Source organism: Streptomyces roseus (assembly GCF_001044425.1).
Taxonomy (GTDB): domain Bacteria; phylum Actinomycetota; class Actinomycetes; order Streptomycetales; family Streptomycetaceae; genus Streptomyces; species Streptomyces roseus.
Genome location: NZ_LFML01000008.1, coordinates 55,352 through 75,452 on the forward strand (window position 1 = coordinate 55,352; position 20,101 = coordinate 75,452).

Here is a 20,101-nt window from a genome sequence, read left to right on the forward strand (position 1 = left end):
CCGCGGGAGCGCCTCCCCGGGCGCCGCCCGCTCAGATTAGACTGCGCGCGGACCAGGCACATCGGGCGGGGGCAGCAGTGGCAACGGACATACGCAAGCCCTCGGCGACCACGCCGGTCCTGCCCGTCCCCGAACCGGACGACGCCCACCGGTGGGGCCGGGTCACCACCCCGCGCACCCTGCTCTCCCGCGCGCTGTCGGTCCCCCTCATCCTCGGCTTCACCGTCTTCCTGCCGCTGATCGTCGCCGTCCAGCACGGCGACGGGCAGCGTGACGCGGCCTTCTGGCTCCAGCTCCTGCTCACCATGTACGCGGGCGCCCGGCTCTCCGCGATGGTCCTGACCAGCCGGCGCAAGCTGCTCCAGGGCTCCTTCTGGCTCTTCGTCTACATGGCGATGGGCGTGGCCCCGCTCGCGCAGGCCGTCCTGGGCCGGGTCCCGACCCCCGTGGTCGGCCCCCGCTCCGACCTCACCGTCGCCATCGGCCTGGTCCTGCTCGGCTGCACGGCGTTCGACGTCGGCGTCCTGCTCGCCCGCCACCGGCCGACCGGGCGGGCCGGCGGATCCCAGAAGGAGCCGCGGCCGGTCATGGCCCACCGGCGCCGCCTCCAACTGCTCACCGGGCTCGCCTTCCTGTGCAGCGCCGCGTTCATCATGAAGCTCGGCGGTCCGGCGGTGTTCTTCTCCAGCCGCCAGGAGATCATCGCGGGCATCGAGGAGGCGGGCGTCTCCAACGGCGACGGCCAGGCCGGGCAGGCCCTGCTGCGCGGCTTCGGCACCGTCCCGGCGCTCCTCGCCCTGCTGCTGTACACGCGCTGGCTGATCACCTCGACGTACGCCCGCCGCAAGGTGTCGGTCATCGTCACCTGGGGGGCGCTGGCCCTGCTCAACCTGGTGGTCAACAACCCGATCTCGAACCCGCGGTACTGGTTCCTCACGGTCATGTTCGCGCTGCTGTTCACCGTCTTCCCGGTGAGCGCCGCGATGTACCGGGTGGCGCTGTCGATGGCCGTCGTGATCGCCCTGCTCGTGTTCCCGTTCGCGGACCGCTTCCGCTACGACGAGAAGAACTACAAGCCGGTCGAGACCACGTCGTTCCTGGAGCCGATGGCGCTGAAGGACTACGACCAGATCGGCATGTTCGCGAACACCATCACGTACTCGAACTCCGGGCCCGGGCACCTGTACGGGCGCCAGATCGCCGGATCCCTCTTCTTCGCGGTGCCGCGTTCGGTCTGGCCGGGCAAGCCGAAGGACACGGGCGTGATGGTCGGCGAGTGGATGGGGACGGTCAACACCAACCTCTCCTCCCCGATCTGGGCCGAGCTGTGGCTGGACTTCGGCCCGCTGGGCATGGGCGCGGGGCTCCTGGCCACGGGGTACGCGGCGGCCCGCGTGGACCGCCGCTACGCGAAGCGCGCCACGCGGCGCTCGCCACCGGGCAGCCTGATCTCGGTGGTGGTCCCGCTGGTGGCGGGCTACTCGTTCATCCTGCTCCGCGGCCCCCTGCTCCAGGCCTCCGGCCGGGTGGCGATCGCAGCCCTCTGCCTGGCGCTGGTGGCGACGTACCGCGAGGACAAGTCCACCGTCCTGCGCTAGGCCGTGTCTTTCGGACCAGGGCGGATCGGGCGGGTCAGGCGGCCGTCGTGACGCCCGACTCGCGCGCGCGGGAGGCCGGGAGGCGCGAGACGCGCAGCCACGCCGCCCCGGCCTTCAGGGCCGAGCCGGCCGCCAGGCCCCAGGCGGCGCCCGCCACCCCCGCCAGCGCGTACCCGCCGAGCAGCAGGGCCACCGACAGCAGCGAGAAGACCACCTGGAGGGAGAGCGTCGCCCTCGGGTTGAGGACGCGCAGGGTGAGCAGGGCGCACGTGCCGAGCCCCATCACCGCGTACTGGGCCCCGGTGGCCGGGAGCAGGGCGCAGGCCGCGGCCCAGGTGTCGCCCAGCAGTTGCCGGCCCACGCGCGCGGGCAGCGCGTACAGGACCGCACCCCAGCCCGCGCCCAGCAGCGCCAGCACACCGCCCATGGCCACCGTCAGCCGGACCACGCCCCGCTTGCCGGACGCGCGCCCCACCACCGGCGGGCCGAACGCGTTCGCCGAGTTGAACAGGACGTTCAGCGGGCCGAACAAGGTCGTGGCACCCCGCAGCGCGCCCACCGCCAACGGGGTCGCGAACAGGCCGAGCCCCAGCACCGCCAGCTGGCTGGAACCGTTGCCCACCGCGAACTCGACCACGAACCGCTGACCGAGGTGCCCGCGCCGCAGGTACGGCCGCAGATCGGCCGCCGAGCCCCGGACGTACGGGCGCAGCAGCGCCAGGCCCAGCGCCAGCGCCGGCAGCGCCGAGACCCCCCACACCAGCACCAGCCGCCCCGCCGAAGCCCCTTCGGGCTGGAGCAGCAGCGCGGCGACGACGCACACGAGCCGCAGCGCGTCCGCGGCCAGCGCCCGCTCGGGGGTCCGCAGCGCCGAGAAGCAGTACCGCAGCCCGTCCTGGACGAGCACCAGCGGCAGTACGAGGCCCAGCGCGAGGAAGGCCCGGCCCCCGGTCCCGGGTACGACGAGGCCGACGGCGGCCAGCAGCACCCCGGCGGCTGCCGAGGCGGCCGCCGTGAAGGCCAGGCCCGAACGGCACACCGCGCCCAGCCGGTCCTCGTCCTTCTCCAGCACCACCGTCTGGCCGACGTAGGCCATGTTCAGCCCGAGGAGCACGCTGAACGTCACGTACACCATCGAGAAGTCGGCGAACCCGGACGCCGAGGACAGCCGGGCCGCCAGCACCAGCACCAGGATGTTGGTGGCGCTGGACGCGGCCTGGTCGAGGACCGAGGAGACGGCGGCGAGGCCGCGCCGGCTCATCTGCGGCCCATGCGCACCGTGCGCAGGGCCACCGTGTCCGTCCCGTCACCCGGAATGTGCTGCTCGGCCTCGGCCTGCCGGTGCGCCTGCTGCCCCTGCTGCCCCTGGCCCTGGTTCGGCTGCCGCGTGAGCGGCTGGGCCTGCGGCGCGGACGGCCGCGAGGCCGGCGCCGGGGCGGGGGACGAGGCCTTCGCCTTGCCGCCGCGCCCGCGCTTCTCACCCGGCAGCGGTGCGTGCAGCACCGCGCCGAGCACCGTGCCGCCGGCGCCGCTGATCAGCTCGCGGATCCGGGACAGGTCGCTGCGGTGGACGGCGCGCGGGTCGCAGACGACCAGGACGCCGTCGACGCGGTCGACGAGCGCGAGGGCGTCGGCGTACGAGAGGACGGGCGGCGCGAGCACGACGACCGTGGAGTTGGGGGAGTCGGCCTCGGAGATCAGGCGGGTGGCGCGCGGGGAGGTCAGCGCGCGGGCCACGTTGCGCACCGGCTCGCCCGGGATCAGGTGGAAGTCGCCCGACTCACCGGCGTCGACGACGAGCTGGCGCCCGTCGGGCCAGTCGGTGTCCCCGTGGGCCGCGCCGTCGCCGGAGGCGCCGCCCGGAGCCTGGCTCCAGCGCGGCCGTCCCACGCCGGTCGGCAGCTGGCTGGCCAGCACCGGCGTACGCAGGTCGGCCTCGATGAGCAGGACGTCCTTGCCGGTCTCCGCGAAGGACGCGGCGAGGTTCACGGCCGCCGCGGCGGCCGTCTCGCTGCTGCCGCGCGGGGCGACGACCAGCAGCCGGCGCCGGTCGGCGAAGCGGGAGTCGTAGGCGAGGCGGAAGGCCACCGAGCGGAACTCCTCGGCGAGCCGTGGGTCCTCCTCGCCGGCCGCGAGCAGCGGGCCGCCGCCGGTCTTGGGCCGCGGCAGGTAGCCGAGCACGGGGGCGCGCAGGGCCCGGGCGACATCGCCCTCGGAGCGCGGCGCGGGGTCGAAGACGAGCCGGACCCAGGCGGCGAGCAGCCCCAGGGCGAGGCCTACGGCCGCGCCGAGCGCCAGCGACATCACGAGGCCCGGACCGTCGGTGTCGGACGGCGGGGTCGCGGCGCTGGTGACCCGGCCCGGGCTCATGTCGAGGGCCTGGAGCTTGGCGATGTTGCCGTTGAGGGTGTTGACCTTGCTCTGCAGGTCGGTCTTCGAGGCGTACGCGGCGTCGCGGCCCGTGCCGGCCGGCATGGAGTTGATCTGCCTGACGAGCTCGTCCAGGTTCTTGGCGACCGGGTCGCGCTGGTCCTGGTAGCCCTTGACCATCTTGTCGCGGGTGACGTCGAGGGACTCCTGCCGCTTGAGCAGGTACGCCTCGGTCATCGCGTTGGCGCGGGTGGCGGCCTCCTTGGGGGAGGACGCGGTGTAGGTGAAGCGCAGCACCATCGTCTGCGGCGGGTTGGTCACCTGGAGGCCGCTGCGCAGGCCGGCGAAGTCCTTCGCGGTCACGCCGAGCTTCTTGGCGGCCTCGTTGGCTATGGAGGAGCTGAGCGCGACCTGCCGCTCCGAGCCGATGTTGATCGCCTTGTCGGGCGCCAGGCTCGGGTTGAACGGGTCGTCGGTGGGTGCGCGCAGCACGATGTCCGCGGTCGCGACGTACGTGTCGGACGTGGAGATGCCGAGGTAGACGCCGCCCAGCAGGCCGATGCCGACACCCGCCCCGAGGAGGCGGCGGTAGCGCAGGAGCTGTTTGAACTGGTCCCTGAGGAGGTCCGGTTCGTCCTCCGCCGGGACCGACGCAGGGCGGTTCGTCTCGATCACGGCTGCGGACCCCCAAGTGCTTCGTCTATCAGTGCGTCGATGCGGGCCAGGCCCGCGTCACGGCTCAGGTGGGCCGCCACGTGCCGGGGCCCGGCCGCCCCGAGCGCATCCGCGCCCTCGGGGTCCTCGGCGAGGGCCCGTACGGCCTTCAGCAGGGCGTGCGGGTCCTCCGGCGGTACGAGTACCCCCGCGCCCGAGCGTTCCACTTCCTGGGCCGTGCCGCCCTCCGCCGCGACGGACGCGATGACGGGCCGGCCGGCCTGGAAGTAGGAGGTCAGTTTGGACGGCACGCTCATGTCGAGCACGGCCGCGTGCTGTGTCACGGCGAGTACGTCCGCCGCCGCGAGGATATCCGGGAACTCTCCGTCGGCGGCAGGGGGGATGATGTCCAGATTCGGCACGTCTGCCGCGAGGTCGGCGAGGGCGGCGCGCTGACTGCCGTCGCCCATGAGGACGAAACGGACACCCGGATCCAGGCGGGCGGCGCCCACGAGCACTTCGAGGCCCTGCTTGAGGCCCATGTTCCCGGAGTGCAGGACGACCGGCTCGCCCGGCGCCCAGCCGAGGTGGCGCCGGGTCTGGCCGCGCGGCCGGGTGGGCTGCGGCACGTGGGACCAGTTGGGTACCAGGCGGATCCTGCTCGGGTCCACGCCCATGCCCACGACCCGGTCCACGAAGGTCTCGTGGATGACGCCGACCAGCGTGGCCCGCTTGAGGGCGTACGCCTCCGCGCGCCCGGCGACGGCGGCCGCCTTGTCGCCGCCGCTGATGCCGCTCTGCGCGGCGGCGGCGCCCATCAGGTCCTGGACGACCGGGATGAAGGGGACCTTCCAGCGCGCGGCGAGCCGGGCGGCGAGCACCCCGCCGGCCAGGCTGGGCATCTGGGCCATGACCGCGTCGGGGCGCGGCATCCGGGGCGGGGCCACGGCGCCGTGCAGCAGAATCGATCCTTCAAAAAGGGCCCGTTTGACGGCGGTCTGGCGGGGCGGCACGGTGTGCGCACGCCGGTGCACGGTCACACCCGCGCGCCGTTCCGTGCGCCGGAGCGCCCCCTTGTACTCCGGCTCCAGCGACCACGACGGGTAGTGCGGCATGCCGGCGAGCACATGCGTGTCGTGGCCGAGATCCGCCCAGTGCTCCGCGATCTGGGTGGCGTACGGCCCAATCCCCGCGTGCTCGGGAGCGTAGTTGGTGGAAACCAGCAGCAGGCGCCGGTGACCGGATCTCGACACTGAACGTCCCCTTCTCCCCAGGATGATGCGCACGTCACCCTATTCGTTCACCGACAGAGTGGGGAACGTGCACGCTATTGTCTGCTAATCCGCCACACCGGGGGGTGTGGTCGCTGGGGGGTAACTCATGACGGAGCGCGACATGTCCGACCTTGGCGCACCTGCGCACAGTCCGTACCGAGTCGGGTATGCCCCGGGTGCGTACGATCTGTTCCATATCGGACATCTCAATATCCTTCGGCACGCCCGGAGTCAGTGCGATTACCTGGTCGCCGGGGTGGTCTCCGACGAGATGGCGGAACTGGCCAAGGGCCGCCGCCCGATGATCCCGCTCGTCGAACGCCTGGAAATCGTCCGCAGCGTCCGGTACGTGGACGCGGCGTTCGTCGAGACGGTCCCGGACAAGGTGGAGACCTGGAGGCAGGTCCGCTTCGACGTGATCTTCAAGGGCGACGATTGGAGGGGCACGCCCAAGGGCGACAGGCTGGAGAAGGACTTCGCCGCCGTCGGCGTCGACGTCGTCTACTTCCCCTACACGGTGCACACCTCCAGCACCCAGCTGCGCCGGGCCCTCGACGCCTTGTCCGAGCCCCTGGACGCGCGAGCCGAAGCGCTCAGCGCGGAACGGCGCTGAGCTCGCGGAACCACTTGGCGAGGAACGCGACCAGGAACAGCGCGGCGACCGCGCCGAGCCCCGCGTACGCCCAGCGGAACAGTCCCCCGCCCCCGAGGACGAGGAAGACCAGGCAGAACACGCCGTAGTCGACGGGCAGCAGCGCCACCGCGCGTACGGTCGACGGCGCGGCGGCGGGGCTCCCCGGCGCCGGCTTGGCCTTGAGCTTCTCGGTCAGCAGCCCGCCGAAGAAGGTCACGACCGAGGCGAACTGGAAGCCCAGCGGCACCAGCAACCAGCCGTGCCCGCCCGTCCCGTACGCCTCGGGGAAGCGGTAGAACGCGATCAGCACGCAGGTGTGCAGGGCGGTCAGCTTGGCGCAGTCCACCACGTGGTCCAGCCACTCGCCCGCCGCGCTGCCGCCCCCGCGCAGCCGGGCCAGCTGCCCGTCGGCCGAGTCGAAGGCGAAGCCGACGGCGAGCGCGGCCCACACCGCCACGCCCAGCCCCCACGAGGGGGCCGCCAGCGCCACGGCGGCCACGGCGGCGAAGCTGAAGGCGGCGCTGACCAGTGTCACCTGGTTCGGGGTCAGCCCGAGCGCGTACGACACGGCGGCCAGGTACCGCCCCGCGGGCCGGTTGACGAACCGCGAATAGAGCGACACCCCCTTCGCCGACTTCTGCGCCCCGCGCAGCTCCCGCAGCGCGGTCCCGACCTTCGCCATGCGTACCCCTGATTCCTGCTGCGGCGGCACACGTGTACGGGTGCACGTGTGTACGAGGGCACATCATCGCAGGGCGGGCCAGGCTTCCCGCTCCGGTTGCCCGCGGACGTCCGGGAGCAGCGCGGCGGACAGGTTCGCGGCCGCCGCGCCGCCCGGGCTCTCCTCGGCGATCGGCGGCCTCGGGGCGAGCGCCTCAGCCGGCCACCCGCAGCAGCAGCACCGAGCGGGCCGGCACCGTCAGCCTCTCCCCGCCCCGGTGCCTGGTGCCGGGGGGCGCCGCCTGGTCCTCCCGCGCGGTGTCCAGTACCAGCTCGTACCCCGCCGCCCACGGCGCGCCCGGCAGCACCCACTCCACCGGCCGGTCCCCGGCGTGCAGCAGCGCCAGGAAGCTGTCGTCGTCGACCTGCCGCCCGCGCTCGTCCCGGCCCGGAATGTCCCGCCCCGACAGGTACATGCCGAGCGCGGCGGCGGGGGCGTACCAGTCCCGCTCCGTCATCTCCTTGCCCGCCGGGGTGAACCAGGCCAGGTCCCGCAGCCCGTCCGCGCCCCGCGGGCGCCCGGAGAAGAAGGCCCGCCGGCGCAGCACCGGATGCGCCTGGCGCAGTGCCACCAGCCGCGCGGCCAGCGCGAACAGCTCCTGCCAGACCGGATCCTCCAGCAGCGACCAGTCCACCCAGCCCGTCTCGTTGTCCTGGCAGTACGCGTTGTTGTTGCCGCCCTGCGTGCGCCCGAACTCGTCCCCGGCCACCAGCATCGGCACCCCGGTCGACAGCAGCAGCGTGGTCAGCAGATTGCGCAGCTGCCGCCGCCTCAGCGCCCCGACCCGGGCGTCCGCGCCCTCCGGCGGATCCCCCTCCACCCCGCAGTTCCACGAGCGGTTGTCGTTGGTCCCGTCGCGGCCCGCCTCCCCGTTGGCCTCGTTGTGCTTGCGCTCGTACGACACCAGGTCGCGCAGGGTGAACCCGTCGTGCGCCGTCACGAAGTTCACCGAGGCGTACGGCCGCCGCCCGCCCCACGCGTACAGGTCGCTGGAGCCCGAGAGCCGGTACCCGAGATCCCGCACGTCCGGCAGCGCGCCCCGCCAGAAGTCCCGCACGGCATCGCGGTAGCGGTCGTTCCACTCCGTCCACAGCGGCGGGAACGCCCCCACCTGGTAGCCGCCCGAGCCCACGTCCCAGGGCTCGGCGATCAGCTTGACCCGCCGCAGCACCGGGTCCTGGGCGATCACCGCGAGGAACGGCGACAGCATGTCCACGTCGTGCATCGAGCGGGCCAGGGCCGCCGCCAGGTCGAAGCGGAAGCCGTCCACCCCCATCTCGGTCACCCAGTACCGCAGCGAGTCCGTGATCAGCCGCAGCACGTGCGGGCGCCCGGCGTGCAGGGTGTTCCCGCAGCCCGTGTAGTCGGCGTAGCGGCGCTGGTCGGACTGGAGCCGGTAGTAGCCCCGGTTGTCGATCCCGCGCAGCGACAGCGTCGGGCCCAGCTCGCCCGCCTCCGCCGTGTGGTTGTAGACCACGTCGAGGATGACCTCGATCCCGGCCGCGTGCAGCGCCCGCACCATCCGCTTGAACTCGCCGACCTGCTGCCCGCCCGTACCGCTGGAGGAGTACCCGGCGTGCGGGGCGAAGTAGCCGACCGAGTTGTACCCCCAGTAGTTGCGCAGGCCCCGGCGCAGCAGGTGGTCCTCGTGCGCGAACTGGTGCACCGGCAGCAGTTCGACCGCCGTCACGCCCAGCTTCACCAGGTGCTCCACCGCGGCCGGGTGGGCCAGCCCCGCGTACGTGCCGCGCAACTCCTCGGGAACCCCCGGATGGCGCATCGTGAACCCGCGCACGTGCAGCTCGTAGATCACCGAATCGGCCCACGGGGTCTTGGGCCGGACGTCGTCCGCCCAGTCGTCGTCATCGTGGACGACGACCCCCTTCGGCACGTGCGGCGCCGAGTCGCGGTCGTCGCGCACGGTGTCCGCGATGTACTGCTGCGGCCAGTCGCGGACGTGCCCGTACACCTCCGGCGGCAGGGTGAAGTCCCCGTCGACGGCCCGCGCGTACGGGTCCAGCAGCAGCTTGGCCGGATTGAACCGGGCCCCGGTCCAGGGGTCCCAGCGGCCGTGCACCCGGAACCCGTACCGCTGCCCGGGCCGCACCCCGGGCAGGAATCCGTGCCAGATCTCGTGCGTCAGTTCGGTCAGCGCGCACCGGGTCTCGGCGCCCTCCGCGTCGAACAGGCAGACCTCCACGGCCTCCGCGCCCTGCGCCCACAGCGCGAAGTTGGTACCGGCCCTCCCGTCCGGCCCGGTGCGGTACCGGGCCCCCAGCGGGTGCGAGGACCCCGGCCACACCGGCGGCCCCGGGCGCGTGACGCTCCGCAAGGCCGGTTCCCGGCCCAGGATCACCGGCCCGGACCACTGCCCTTTGACGTGCGGGGCGGGCGTCTCCACTGAGGTCACTGACTCCATGGCGGCGGTATCCACCGCCTCTTGCTCGGCTGCGCTCGACACTGCCCGCCTCCACGGCTCCTGGGTACCGTCGGGGGAAGGCAGTGCGGCCCCGGCGTCCCTGCTGGGGCCCGCCCCCGTGTGGTCCTTCCCACTGTTCTGCCCGAAGAGATCTGCCCGGAACGTGGCCCGCGCTCACGTTTCCCCCGGAGGGGGCCGGTCGTTGGAGGGATCGTGACACTTCTGACGAGGCGGGCGGCGGTCGGCTTGGCCGCCGTGGCGGCATGGGCGGGCCTGCTGGGCGGCCTGACCGGATGCACCGCGAGCGGCGGTTCCCCCGTCGAGATCCAGCTCCCCGGCAAGCCCCGGTCGCCCGACGAGGCCATCCGCATCACCCCCGAGGACAACGCCAAGGGGGTGCCGGCCGAGGGCCCGCTGAGCGTCAGAGTGCCCGAGGGCCGGCTCGAACGGGTCGTGGTCACCAAGGTCGAGGACGCCCAGGAGGAGCGCGTGCCGGGCTCCATCGCCCCCGACGGGCTCAGCTGGAGCCCCGGCACCGAGGGCGGCAAGCTCGCGCTCGCCGCCAAGTACACCGTGGACGCCGTCGCGCTCGACGGCCACAACCGGCGCCAGGCCCGGCACACCACCTTCACCACCTACGTCCCCGAGGAGCGGTTCATCGGCTACTTCAAGCCCGAGAACCGCTCCACCGTGGGCACCGGCATGATCATCTCGTTCAACTTCAACCGGTCGATCGCCAACCGCGCCGACGTGGAGCGGGCCATCACCATCACCTCCAAGCCCCCGGTCCAGGTCGTCGGCCACTGGTTCGGCAAGGAGCGCCTCGACTTCCGGCCCAGGGCGTACTGGAAGCCGGGCACCGAGGTCACCGTCACCATGAACCTGCGGGACGTGCAGGGCGCACCCGGCTCGTACGGCATCCAGGACAAGTCCGTCACCTTCACGGTCGGCCGCTCCCAGATCTCCCTCGTGGACGCCGAGGCGCACACGATGGAGGTCCGCCGCGACGGCAAGCTGGTCCAGACCCTCCCGATCACCGCCGGAGCCCCCAAGAACACCACCTACAACGGGAAGATGGTGGTGCTGGAGATGTTCGACGTGACCCGGATGAACGGCCAGACCGTCGGGTTCGGCGGCGAGTACGACATCCCCGACGTCCCGCACGCCATGCGGCTCACCACTTCGGGGACCTTCCTGCACGGGAACTACTGGGCCAGCCCCGACACCTTCGGATCCTCCAACACCAGCCACGGCTGCGTGGGGCTGCGCGACGACAAGGGCGGGGGCTCGGACACCCCGGCCGGCTGGTTCTTCGACCGGACCCTGGTGGGGGACGTGATCGAGGTCGTGAACTCGCAGGACAAGACGGTCGCCCCGAACAACGGGCTCGGCGGCTGGAACATGTCCTGGGCGGACTGGGTCGCGGGCTCGTCCCTCACCTGACGCGGCCCCCGTGCACCCGGACGACGCACCAGTCGAGTGATCGTCACACCGGAATGCCGTAGTCCGAGTGTGTCCCTCCGTCCGCCGGGCCGCACCCTGCGCTCAGCTTGCTCCAGCCGAGCGGCGCGGCAGCGCAGCAGCGCCAGGAGACGGACGGAGCGTCATGTCAGCAAGGAACTGGACCCTCGGGCTCGCGGTCGGGGCCGTACTGGCCGCAGGGGCCGCCCCGGCCGCCGCGGCTGCCCCCGGCGGGCAGGGGCCCGCCCGGGAACACGTGTCGGCACGGGCCGCCCTGCGCGCCCCGCTGCCTGACGGCCTCGGTCCCTGCGTCCCGGGCCGGTGCCCCGACCCCTTCCCGCAGGTCGACGTCGGCACCGTACCCAAGGGCTACGACGACGGGGTCAACATCTTCGTCGGCGGGGACTTCCGGGTCCGGGAACGCGCCGCCGAGGCGGAGGGCAAGGTCGTGGTCCTCGGCAGCTTCGACCAGGACAAGGACCCCCAGGCCGGCCAGGCCTACAACATCGGCATCGTCGGCGCCGGCTCCCTCGTGCCGCCCCCGCCCGGCTCGGACTTCCTCGCCACCGGAGGCGACGTCCACATCGCCGCCGGCGAGCGGCTCATCTCCGACGGCGGCGTGGTCCGGTACGCCGGCACCGCACCCGGCCCCGGCCGGGTCACCGGACCACTGGCGCACGACACGGCCGCCGTGGCCAAGTACGCGGGCCTGCGCGACCGGCTGACCGCCGCCAGCAAGTGCTACGCACGCGTCGACGGACAGCCCCGCAGGGCCACCGGGACGGCCGTCAACGCCGGCGGGACCACGGTCTTCACCGGCGACAACGTCTCCGCGCTCCAGGTCTTCAACGTCGACTTCGACCTCGTGTCCGGCGGCGGGGGCGGGGGCGCGGGCGGGGCGGTCGGCATCCGCTTCGACCGGATCCCGGCGAACGCCACCGTGCTCGTCAACGTCCTCGGCACCGACCGCACCATCAGCACCTACAGCGGCACCATCGTGGACGCGCAGAGCCCCTGGAACGCCCTGCGGACCCGGCTGCTGTGGAACTTCCCGGACGCCACGGCCCTGAACCTCCGGGGCAGCGGCCAGTTCCAGGGCTCCGTCCTCGTCGGCGAGCAGGCCTCGCGGACCACGGTCACCCTGCCCGGCATGAACGGCCGCTTCTTCACCACCGGCACGCTCACCCACACCAGCGTCGAAGGCCTCGGCGGCGGGCAGGAGTTCCACTCCTACCCCTTCGTCGGCGATCTGCCCGACTGCTCGGTGACCCCGCCCGTCCCCGTCACCGGATCGGTCTCCGTCCTCAAGCGGGACGAGGCGGGCCGGCCGCTGGCCGGGGCGCGCTTCGAGCTGTGGCGCGAGACCAACGGCCGCAGGGGCGCCCAGTTCACGGGCGAGGACGCCGACACCAAGGTCGCCGACTGCGTCACCCCCGACACGGGGATCTGCGCCCGGGAGTCGGAGCTCGGCACGTACTACTGGCGTGAGACGGCCGCGCCCGACGGGTACGTGCTGCCCGAGCAGCGGGTCTTCACGCTGACGCTGACCGCCGAGAACGCCGCGGCCGGGGTCCGGTACGTGGTGGACAACGTGAGGGTGCCCCCGACGCCCACCGGCAGGGTCGCCGTCCGCAAGGTCGACGCCGCCGACCTGAGGACCCCCCTCGCCGGAGCCGTCTTCGAGCTGTGGCGCGAGAGCAACGGGGTCCCCGGCCTCCAGACGGACGGCAACGAACCGGACACCCTCGAAGAGGGCGGCTGCGTCACCGGGGCCGACGGTCGGTGCGAGCTGGTCGTGGAGGCCGGCACCTACCACTGGCGTGAGATCGCCGCCCCCGCCGGCTACGAGCTGCCCGCGCAGCCGGTGGCCACGGTCGTCCTCACGGCGGCGAACGCCGCGGCCGGGGTCACGGTCACCTTCGCCGACGCCAGGCAGGGCGAGGAGTTCAGCGGCTCGCTGGAGGTCCTGAAGAAGGACGCCAAGACCAAGCGGCCCCTGCGCGGCGCGGTGTTCGAGGTCTGGAAGGAGACCAACGGGACCCCGGGCCTGCAGACGGTCGGCATCAACGCCGACGTCATGGTCAAGCCGGGCTGCGCCACCGACGGCGCGGGCGTCTGCACCTTCGCGCCCCTGGAGGCCGGCTCCTACTACCTGAGGGAGACCGACGTCCCCGAGGGGTACGTGCTGCCGGAGAACCGGGTGACGGGCCCGCTGCGGCTCGACGAGCAGACCCCCGGCCACAGGCTGGTCGTGACGGTGGACAACCGGCGCGACGACCACGGCAAGGGCAAGGGCAAGGGCGGCAAGGAGGGCAAGGGCGGCGGTCGCGGCTGATCCCCCCCGCGGGTGCGCCGGTGGGGTGAGCCGCTCACCCCACCGGCGCACCCGCGCAGGCCGCCCGGGGCCGGGCCGGGTTAGCTGGGCTGCGGCGGCCCGGCCGGCGGGCCCGAGGAGGCCCGTATGACCGCAGGCGATCCCATCGGGCCGGTGCGCGCAGCCGCCGCGTACCGGGCCGCGGCCGTACTGGCCGCCGTACTCCTGCTCGCCGCCCCGGCCCACGCGGCCGCGGCCCCGGCGGCCCCCGAACCCGCCTGCACCGCCGGCACCGGGCCCTACCAGCGCGAGCTGGAGGCCCACCTCGGGCGCACCGTCGACGGGACGCAGTCGGCGGCCGACTGCGCCGCCGTCCGCGCCTTCCAGAGGGCCAACGGCATCACTCCCGCCGACGGTTACCCCGGCCTCGCCACCTACCGCACCATGGTGGCGGTGGCCGCCCGCGACCGCCCCAACGCCGCCGGCGGCTGCCCGGTCCGCAGCGAGCGGGTGACCTGCGTGGACCTCGACCGCCAGCTCCTGTGGGTGCAGCGCGGCAGCACCGTCGTCTTCCCGCCGGTGCCCGTCCGCACCGGCCGCGACGACCAGGAGACCCGCCCCGGCCGGCACGAGATCTACTGGCGCAGCAAGGACCACGTGTCCACGCTGTACGACGACGCCCCCATGCCGTACGCCCAGTTCTTCGACGGGGGCCAGGCCCTGCACGGCCGCCCCGGCGACCTCTACGCCCACGGCGGCTCGGCCGGCTGCGTCAACCTCTCCGTCCCGGACGCCGAACGGCTGTGGAACCTGCTGGACGAGGGCGACGCCGTCTACGTCTGGGGCACCAAACCGGGTACGGAGGACTGAGCCCGCCCCGCTCCGCGGGAGTTCCCCCCTCTTGGGACGGAACGGTGACAAGACCGTTTCTCTTCGTGATCCCCCCGTGTGATTACCTGTCGACATGCGCGCGACAGTCCGCGCGCGGGGGACATGGGGAGAAGAAGAGTGAACCTGCAGCCGATACGCGGCCGCGCCCGCCGCACCGGCCTGCCGGCCCTCCTGCTCGGAGCGGCGCTGCTGCTCACCAGCGCGTGCAGCGCGGGCGGCAACACGGGTGGGGGAGGCGGCGACAAGGGCGGCGGTGGCGGAGGCAAGAGCGGTACCGAGGCGTCCAAGGCCGTCGTCAGCGTCAAGCCGGACGACGGCGCCAAGGAGGTCGCCACGAGCGGCATCCTGAAGATATCCACCACCGGCGGCAAGCTCACCACGGTGACCGTCGCCGACACCAAGGGCAACGCCGTCGAGGGCAAGCTCGCCGCGGACGCCGCGAGCTGGGAGCCCGCCCGCAACCTGGCCGCCGCCACCGAGTACAAGGTGCACGCCGTCGCCAAGGACGAGGCCGGCCGGGAGTCCGCCAAGGACACCACGTTCACGACCCTGACCCCGACCAACACCTTCGTCGGCCACTACACGCCCGAGGACGGCGAGACCGTCGGCGTGGGCATGCCGGTGTCGTTCAACTTCACCCGCGGCATCACCAACACCGAGGCCGTCGAGAAGGCCATCACCGTGACGGCCGAGCCCTCCGTGCCGGTCGAGGGCCACTGGTTCGGCAACGACCGCCTCGACTTCCGCCCCGAGAAGTACTGGGCCGCGGGTACCAAGGTCACCGTGAAGATCGCCCTCGACGGGGTCGAAGGCCGCCCCGGCGTCTACGGAAAGCAGACCCGTACGGTCACGTTCACCATCGGCCGCTCGCAGGTCTCCACGGTCGACGCCAGTGAGCACACGATGCAGGTCGTCCGTGACGGCCAGGTGCTCAAGAACCTCCCGATCACCGCGGGCGCCCCGTCGACGACCACCTACAACGGACAGATGGTCATCAGCGAGAAGTACAAGGTGACCCGGATGAACGGCGCGACCGTCGGCTTCGGCGGCGAGTACGACATCTCGGACGTCCCGCACGCCATGCGCCTGTCGCAGTCGGGCACCTTCGTCCACGGCAACTACTGGGCCTCCTCCGACACGTTCGGCTCCGAGAACGTCAGCCACGGCTGCGTCGGCCTCAAGGACGTCCGCGGCGCGGGCGACGGCAACCAGCCCGCCGCGTGGTTCTTCGACGAGTCGCTGGTCGGCGACGTCGTCATCGTGAAGAACTCCAAGGACAAGCAGATCGCCCCGGACAACGGCCTCAACGGCTGGAACATGGACTGGGCGGAGTGGGTCAAGTAGTCCTCCGCCCTGCGTAGTCGAGTGGCCCGGTGCTGTGACCCACGGCACCGGGCCACTTCGCGTTAACCGCCGCTAACCTTTCGCGTATGACCCTCTCTCTCGAAGTCTCCGAAGGCGTCGGCACCCTCCGCCTGGACCGGCCGCCCATGAACGCCCTGGACATCGCCACCCAGGACCGGCTGCGCGAGCTCGCGGTGGAGGCCACCGACCGGGCCGACGTGCGCGCGGTGATCATCTACGGCGGCGAGAAGGTGTTCGCGGCGGGCGCGGACATCAAGGAGATGCAGACGATGGACCACGCGGCGATGATCGCCCGGTCCCGCGCCCTCCAGGACGCGTTCACCGCCGTGGCCCGGATCCCCAAGCCCGTCGTCGCAGCCGTCACCGGCTACGCCCTCGGTGGCGGCTGCGAGCTCGCGCTGTGCGCCGACTACCGGATCGCCGCCGACAACGCGAAGCTGGGCCAGCCCGAGATCCTGCTGGGCCTGATCCCGGGCGCCGGCGGCACCCAGCGGCTCTCCCGGCTGATCGGCCCCTCCAAGGCCAAGGACCTCATCTTCACCGGACGCATGGTCAAGGCGGACGAGGCGCTCACCCTCGGGCTGGTGGACCGGGTCGTGCCCGCCGCCGAGGTGTACGAGCAGGCGCACGCCTGGGCCGCCAAGCTGGCCCAGGGCCCGGCGATCGCGCTGCGCGCCGCCAAGGAGTGCGTGGACGCGGGCCTGGAGGCGGACATCGACACCGGCCTGACCATCGAACGCAACTGGTTCGCGGGCCTGTTCGCCACCGAAGATCGCGAGCGCGGCATGCGCAGCTTCGTCGAGGAGGGCCCGGGCAAGGCGAAGTTCGTCTAGGCGGGCGGTGGTTGGTCCTCCATAGGGGTGGATTAGCCAGGCCTTAAGGCAACCTTAAGAACCGGTGGAGATCCACTCCTGGTGATCTTCCGGAAGCGGTCGGTCACCGCAGATCAGGGTGGTCCCACGAGCGACCGCTTGCCTCGCGCATATGACGGAACACCCCTTGGAATCAACGACTCCGGGGGGTGTTTTCCCAAGGAACGCCCCGGAGGGGCACATCGGCCGTCCATGATGGGTTCATGGCGGGCCTGGAGGGTGTGGAACAGCCGCGGCAGCGCAGCAGCGCTTCCGCCGTACGGCTGACGGCGGCTCTTGAGGACGAACAGGGTCTCAAGGCGCTGGAGTTGTACGGCAATCCGGCTGAGGCGGAAGTGACCCTGCCGTCGCTGCCGGAGTCGGCGAGCAGTGCGCGCCGTCTCGCCCGCTACGTGGTGATCCGCTTCTGGGGGTTCTCCCCGCAGGTGTCCGAGCACACCGTCCTGCTGGTCTCCGAACTCGTCGGCAACGCGGTGCGCCATACCGGCGCCCGGTCGTTCGGCCTGCGGATGCACCGGCGGCGCGGCTGGATCCGGGTCGACGTGCGCGACCCCTCGCGCGGACTGCCCTGCCTGATGCCCGTCCACGAGATGGACACCACCGGGCGGGGACTCTTCCTCGTCGACAAGCTCTCCGACCGCTGGGGCGCCGACCTGCTGCCCCGCGGCAAGATCACCTGGTTCGAGATGAGGGTGGCCGACCGCTGACCGCACCCGCGCGGGGCCGTCCCTCCCGCCTCCCGCCTCCCGCCTCCCGCAAAAGCCTGAAGCCCCCGGTCGCCGTGGTGGGGCGTCGTGGGGGCTTCATGGGTGCGCCGAGGATCGAAGGGGGTGTGATCCTCGGCGTGGCGACTTCGCTCGGGTCAATGGGGAAGCCGTGATTCCGACTATGGCAGACGGGCGAGCAAACGCCAAAAGTCCCAACCTGGACATAAGTGTGCAAATACTCAGAGTTTCGGTCTAAATCCTAGGTGAGGTGGGCCACTCACCTCGTAATCGATGAATAACTATCCACCGCTCTGTGTGATTCGTTGATCGAATACCGGACGCCCCCTCATTCGGACGCACCCCCGCGAAGGTCCCGAAATGGGTCAATCGTTATCTTCTGCGGCCTCCGCCCCTTAAATGGGCAGGTGCTCTGCTACCCGGACCGCCGATCCGCCCTCCGCTCCGGGGCCGCGGCCGCCGTCGCCGCCCTCACCGCCGCCTGCGGCACGGGCGCCCGTACGCCCGCCGGCCCGCCCGCCGAGGCCGCCACGGCCACGCCCGCCCCGGTCCGGGCCGCGGCCACCCCGCGCCGGTTCCCCGGCCAGCCCGACGAGATCGCCCACGGCCCGCGCGACCGCTCCCGGGTCGCCCTCACCTTCCACGGCAACGGGGACCCCGCCATCGCCCGGGCCGTGCTGGCCGAGGCCGAAAGGGCGGGCGCGCGGGTCACCGTACTGGCGATCGGCAGCTGGCTCGACGCCCATCCGGACATGGCCCGCCGGGTCCTCGACGGCGGCCACGAACTCGGCAATCACACCCAGCGCCACCTCGCGATCAACGACATGCCCGAGGCGGAGGCCTACGCCGAGATCACCGGCTGCGCCCAGCGCCTCAAGCGGCTCACCGGCTCCATCGGCACCTGGTTCCGGCCCTCCCAGACCCAGTACGCCACCCCGCTCGTCAAGGAGCTGGCCCGTCGGGCGGGCTACCCGCACGTCCTCTCGTACGACGTGGACTCCCTCGACTTCACCTCGCCCGGCGCCGCGGCCGTCATCCGCACCGTCACCGGCACGATCCACAGCGGATCGGTGGTGAGCCTGCACTTCGGCTACGCGGACACGGTCGACGCGATGCCGCCCCTCCTCGAAGAACTCGCGCGCCGCAAGCTGCGCGCGGTGACCACCACGGAGCTGCTGACCTCATGACGACCACCCGCCTTCCCCGGAAGGCCACCGTGCTGCTGGCCGGTCTGGTCCTCGCCGCCCTGGCCGGCTGCGGAGCGGCCGACAAGAAGCCCGCCGAGGCGCTCGGCTCCGCGGCGGCCGCCCGGCAGCCGGTCAAGGCCGTCCCGGCCGTACCGCCCGGCCTGGCCGGGATGCCGCCGCTCCTCGATCCGAACGACGTCTACGCGGCCGACCGGCCGAACAACCTCTCCCCGCTGGTGAAGGACTTCCCGTCGCGCGTCTACGTGCCGAACACCACCTCCAACACGGTGTCCGTCATCGACCCCAAGACGTACAAGGTCATCGACACCATCCCGGTCGGGATCCAGCCCCAGCACGTCGTCCCGTCCTGGGACATGAAGACCCTGTGGGTCAACAACAACCGCGGCCACACCCTCACCCCCATCAACCCGGCCACCGGTCAGGCGGGCGAGCCGGTCGAGGTGCACGACCCGTACAACCTGTACTTCACGCCGAACGGCAAGTACGCGGTCGTGATGGCCTCCATGGACCGCGAGCTGGTCTTCCGCGACCCGCACACGATGAACCGGGTCAAGACGGTCCCGGTGACCTGCTTCGGGGTCAACCACGCGGACTTCTCCGCGGACGGCCGCTACTTCATCGTGAGCTGCGAGTTCTCCGGTGAACTCCTCAAGGTCGACACCGAGAAGATGGAGGTCGTCGGCCAGCAGAAGCTGCCGTTCGAGGGGGCGATGCCGCAGGACGTGAAGATCTCCCCGGACGGGAAGACCTTCTACGTCGCCGACATGATGGCGCACGGGATGTGGGTGCTCAGCGGGGACAAGTTCGACGTCCCCAAGCTGCTGCCCACCGGGAAGGGCACCCACGGCCTCTACGTGAGCCGCGACTCCCGGGAGATGTACATCTCCAACCGGGGCGAGGGCAGCATCTCCGTCTTCGACTTCAAGCAGAACAAGCTCACGAAGAAGTGGGCGCTGCCGGACGGCGGCAGCCCGGACATGGGCGGCGTCTCCGCGGACGGCAAGGTGCTGTGGCTGTCGGGCCGCTACAACTCGGAGGTGTACGCGATCGACACCACGACCGGCGAGCAGCTCGCCAAGATCCGGGTGGGCGGCGGCCCGCACGGCCTGGCCGTCTACCCCCAGCCGGGCCGCTACTCGCTCGGCCACACGGGGATCTTCCGCTAGAGGCGGTCCCGAGGATCCGACAGAGGCGGTCCCGAGGATCCTGTCCCCGGGAGCCGCCCGCCGCGGGCCGGGCGCCCCCGGGGTGGGGCGGGCCGGGACTGCCGCTACCCTTGGCCGGTCAACAAGCACCGAGAAGGGGTGGATCCCAGTGGCTGACATCGAGAGCGCGCGGGCGACGTTCGGCAAGTTCGACGCGGACGGTGACGGCTTCGTCACGGCGGACGAGTACAGCGCGGCCATGAAGGCGATGGGCGACGCGTTCGTCACCGGCGCCGTCGCGGACGCCGTGATCGCCGCCAAGGACGCGAACGGCGACGGCCGTATGAGCTTCGACGAGTTCTGGTCCGCCCTGAACAAGTAAGCAGCTTCGCGAAGCCCCCGACCGCCCCCTGCCGGGCGGTCGGGGGCTTCGCCGCGTTCCCGGGGCAG

General features: G+C 72.3%; 16 protein-coding genes. 11 read left to right on the forward strand and 5 right to left on the reverse strand.

Features of this window, described 5'->3' with window-relative positions:
- Positions 1-77 precede the first annotated feature (77 nt).
- Positions 78-1,598, forward strand: coding sequence for a hypothetical protein (locus ACS04_RS02055; protein WP_398023054.1), 1,521 nt, complete (start codon positions 78-80; stop codon positions 1,596-1,598).
- A 34-nt stretch (positions 1,599-1,632) separates the two neighbouring features.
- Here the strand turns inward: ACS04_RS02055 and ACS04_RS02060 are convergent, their stop codons facing one another.
- The 3 genes from ACS04_RS02060 to ACS04_RS02070 are packed head-to-tail and all read right to left on the reverse strand — an operon-like array spanning position 1,633 to position 5,845.
- Positions 1,633-2,859 (reverse strand): MATE family efflux transporter, encoded by a 1,227-nt coding sequence (locus tag ACS04_RS02060; protein ID WP_048474717.1) that lies wholly within the window; start codon positions 2,857-2,859, stop codon positions 1,633-1,635.
- Positions 2,856-4,643, reverse strand: a complete 1,788-nt coding sequence (locus ACS04_RS02065) for a lipopolysaccharide biosynthesis protein (protein WP_048474718.1) — start codon at positions 4,641-4,643, stop codon at positions 2,856-2,858. Before ACS04_RS02065 ends, ACS04_RS02060 begins: the two co-directional genes overlap by 4 nt.
- Positions 4,640-5,845 (reverse strand): glycosyltransferase family 4 protein, encoded by a 1,206-nt coding sequence (locus ACS04_RS02070; protein WP_048474764.1) that lies wholly within the window; start codon positions 5,843-5,845, stop codon positions 4,640-4,642. The genes ACS04_RS02065 and ACS04_RS02070 overlap by 4 nt, the downstream gene beginning before the upstream one ends.
- 172 nt (positions 5,846-6,017) lie before the next feature.
- On the opposite strand from ACS04_RS02070, the gene ACS04_RS02075 reads away from it, so the two are divergent.
- Positions 6,018-6,509, forward strand: a complete 492-nt coding sequence (locus ACS04_RS02075) for an FAD synthase family protein (protein WP_048474765.1) — start codon at positions 6,018-6,020, stop codon at positions 6,507-6,509.
- On the opposite strand, the gene ACS04_RS02080 is transcribed toward ACS04_RS02075, so the two are convergent.
- Together ACS04_RS02080 and glgX are read right to left on the reverse strand one after the other, a co-directional pair.
- Positions 6,490-7,212, reverse strand: coding sequence for a CDP-alcohol phosphatidyltransferase family protein (locus ACS04_RS02080; RefSeq protein WP_048474719.1), 723 nt, complete (start codon positions 7,210-7,212; stop codon positions 6,490-6,492). The two genes, ACS04_RS02075 and ACS04_RS02080, sit on opposite strands and share 20 nt — an antisense overlap.
- Positions 7,213-7,405: 193 nt before the next feature.
- Entirely contained in the window at positions 7,406-9,712 is a 2,307-nt protein-coding gene (gene glgX, locus ACS04_RS02085) for a glycogen debranching protein GlgX (RefSeq protein ID WP_078864357.1), read from the reverse strand.
- A 180-nt stretch (positions 9,713-9,892) separates the two neighbouring features.
- Between glgX and ACS04_RS02090 the strand changes: the two genes are divergently transcribed.
- The 9 genes from ACS04_RS02090 to ACS04_RS02135 all read left to right on the forward strand — a co-directional run bounded on the left by ACS04_RS02090 (position 9,893) and on the right by ACS04_RS02135 (position 20,033).
- A complete protein-coding gene (locus ACS04_RS02090) occupies positions 9,893-11,113 on the forward strand; it encodes a L,D-transpeptidase (protein ID WP_048474767.1) in 1,221 nt (406 codons plus the stop codon).
- 163 nt (positions 11,114-11,276) lie between these two features.
- Positions 11,277-13,466 (forward strand): choice-of-anchor A family protein, encoded by a 2,190-nt coding sequence (locus ACS04_RS38050; protein WP_053080671.1) that lies wholly within the window; start codon positions 11,277-11,279, stop codon positions 13,464-13,466.
- A 126-nt stretch (positions 13,467-13,592) separates the two neighbouring features.
- Positions 13,593-14,315, forward strand: a complete 723-nt coding sequence (locus ACS04_RS02105; RefSeq protein ID WP_048474721.1) for a L,D-transpeptidase family protein — start codon at positions 13,593-13,595, stop codon at positions 14,313-14,315.
- Positions 14,316-14,438: 123 nt separating this feature from the next.
- Positions 14,439-15,680, forward strand: a complete 1,242-nt coding sequence (locus ACS04_RS02110) for a L,D-transpeptidase (RefSeq protein WP_048474722.1) — start codon at positions 14,439-14,441, stop codon at positions 15,678-15,680.
- Positions 15,681-15,766: 86 nt separating this feature from the next.
- Positions 15,767-16,534 (forward strand): enoyl-CoA hydratase/isomerase family protein, encoded by a 768-nt coding sequence (locus ACS04_RS02115; RefSeq protein WP_048474723.1) that lies wholly within the window; start codon positions 15,767-15,769, stop codon positions 16,532-16,534.
- Positions 16,535-16,776: 242 nt separating this feature from the next.
- Positions 16,777-17,280 (forward strand): ATP-binding protein, encoded by a 504-nt coding sequence (locus ACS04_RS02120; protein ID WP_048474724.1) that lies wholly within the window; start codon positions 16,777-16,779, stop codon positions 17,278-17,280.
- 425 nt (positions 17,281-17,705) lie between these two features.
- Complete coding sequence (locus tag ACS04_RS02125) at positions 17,706-18,485, forward strand: polysaccharide deacetylase family protein (RefSeq protein WP_048474725.1); 780 nt, start codon at positions 17,706-17,708, stop codon at positions 18,483-18,485.
- Positions 18,482-19,672, forward strand: coding sequence for a YncE family protein (locus tag ACS04_RS02130; RefSeq protein ID WP_048474726.1), 1,191 nt, complete (start codon positions 18,482-18,484; stop codon positions 19,670-19,672). Before ACS04_RS02125 ends, ACS04_RS02130 begins: the two co-directional genes overlap by 4 nt.
- 148 nt (positions 19,673-19,820) lie before the next feature.
- On the forward strand, positions 19,821-20,033 hold the full coding sequence (locus ACS04_RS02135) for an EF-hand domain-containing protein (protein ID WP_048474727.1): 213 nt from the start codon (positions 19,821-19,823) through the stop codon (positions 20,031-20,033).
- Positions 20,034-20,101: the final 68 nt, after the last annotated feature.

Bases quoted from the DNA above. Each gene is read 5' to 3' on its own strand.
- ACS04_RS02060 (WP_048474717.1), bottom strand. From the start codon at position 2,859: ATGAGCCGGCGCGGCCTCGCCGCCGTCTCCTCGGTCCTCGACCAGGCC.
- ACS04_RS02075 (WP_048474765.1), top strand. From the start codon at position 6,018: ATGTCCGACCTTGGCGCACCTGCGCACAGTCCGTACCGAGTCGGGTAT.
- ACS04_RS02080 (WP_048474719.1), bottom strand. From the start codon at position 7,212: ATGGCGAAGGTCGGGACCGCGCTGCGGGAGCTGCGCGGGGCGCAGAAG.
- ACS04_RS38050 (WP_053080671.1), top strand. From the start codon at position 11,277: ATGTCAGCAAGGAACTGGACCCTCGGGCTCGCGGTCGGGGCCGTACTG.
- ACS04_RS02105 (WP_048474721.1), top strand. From the start codon at position 13,593: ATGACCGCAGGCGATCCCATCGGGCCGGTGCGCGCAGCCGCCGCGTAC.
- ACS04_RS02110 (WP_048474722.1), top strand. From the start codon at position 14,439: ATGGGGAGAAGAAGAGTGAACCTGCAGCCGATACGCGGCCGCGCCCGC.
- ACS04_RS02115 (WP_048474723.1), top strand. From the start codon at position 15,767: ATGACCCTCTCTCTCGAAGTCTCCGAAGGCGTCGGCACCCTCCGCCTG.
- ACS04_RS02120 (WP_048474724.1), top strand. From the start codon at position 16,777: ATGGCGGGCCTGGAGGGTGTGGAACAGCCGCGGCAGCGCAGCAGCGCT.
- ACS04_RS02130 (WP_048474726.1), top strand. From the start codon at position 18,482: ATGACGACCACCCGCCTTCCCCGGAAGGCCACCGTGCTGCTGGCCGGT.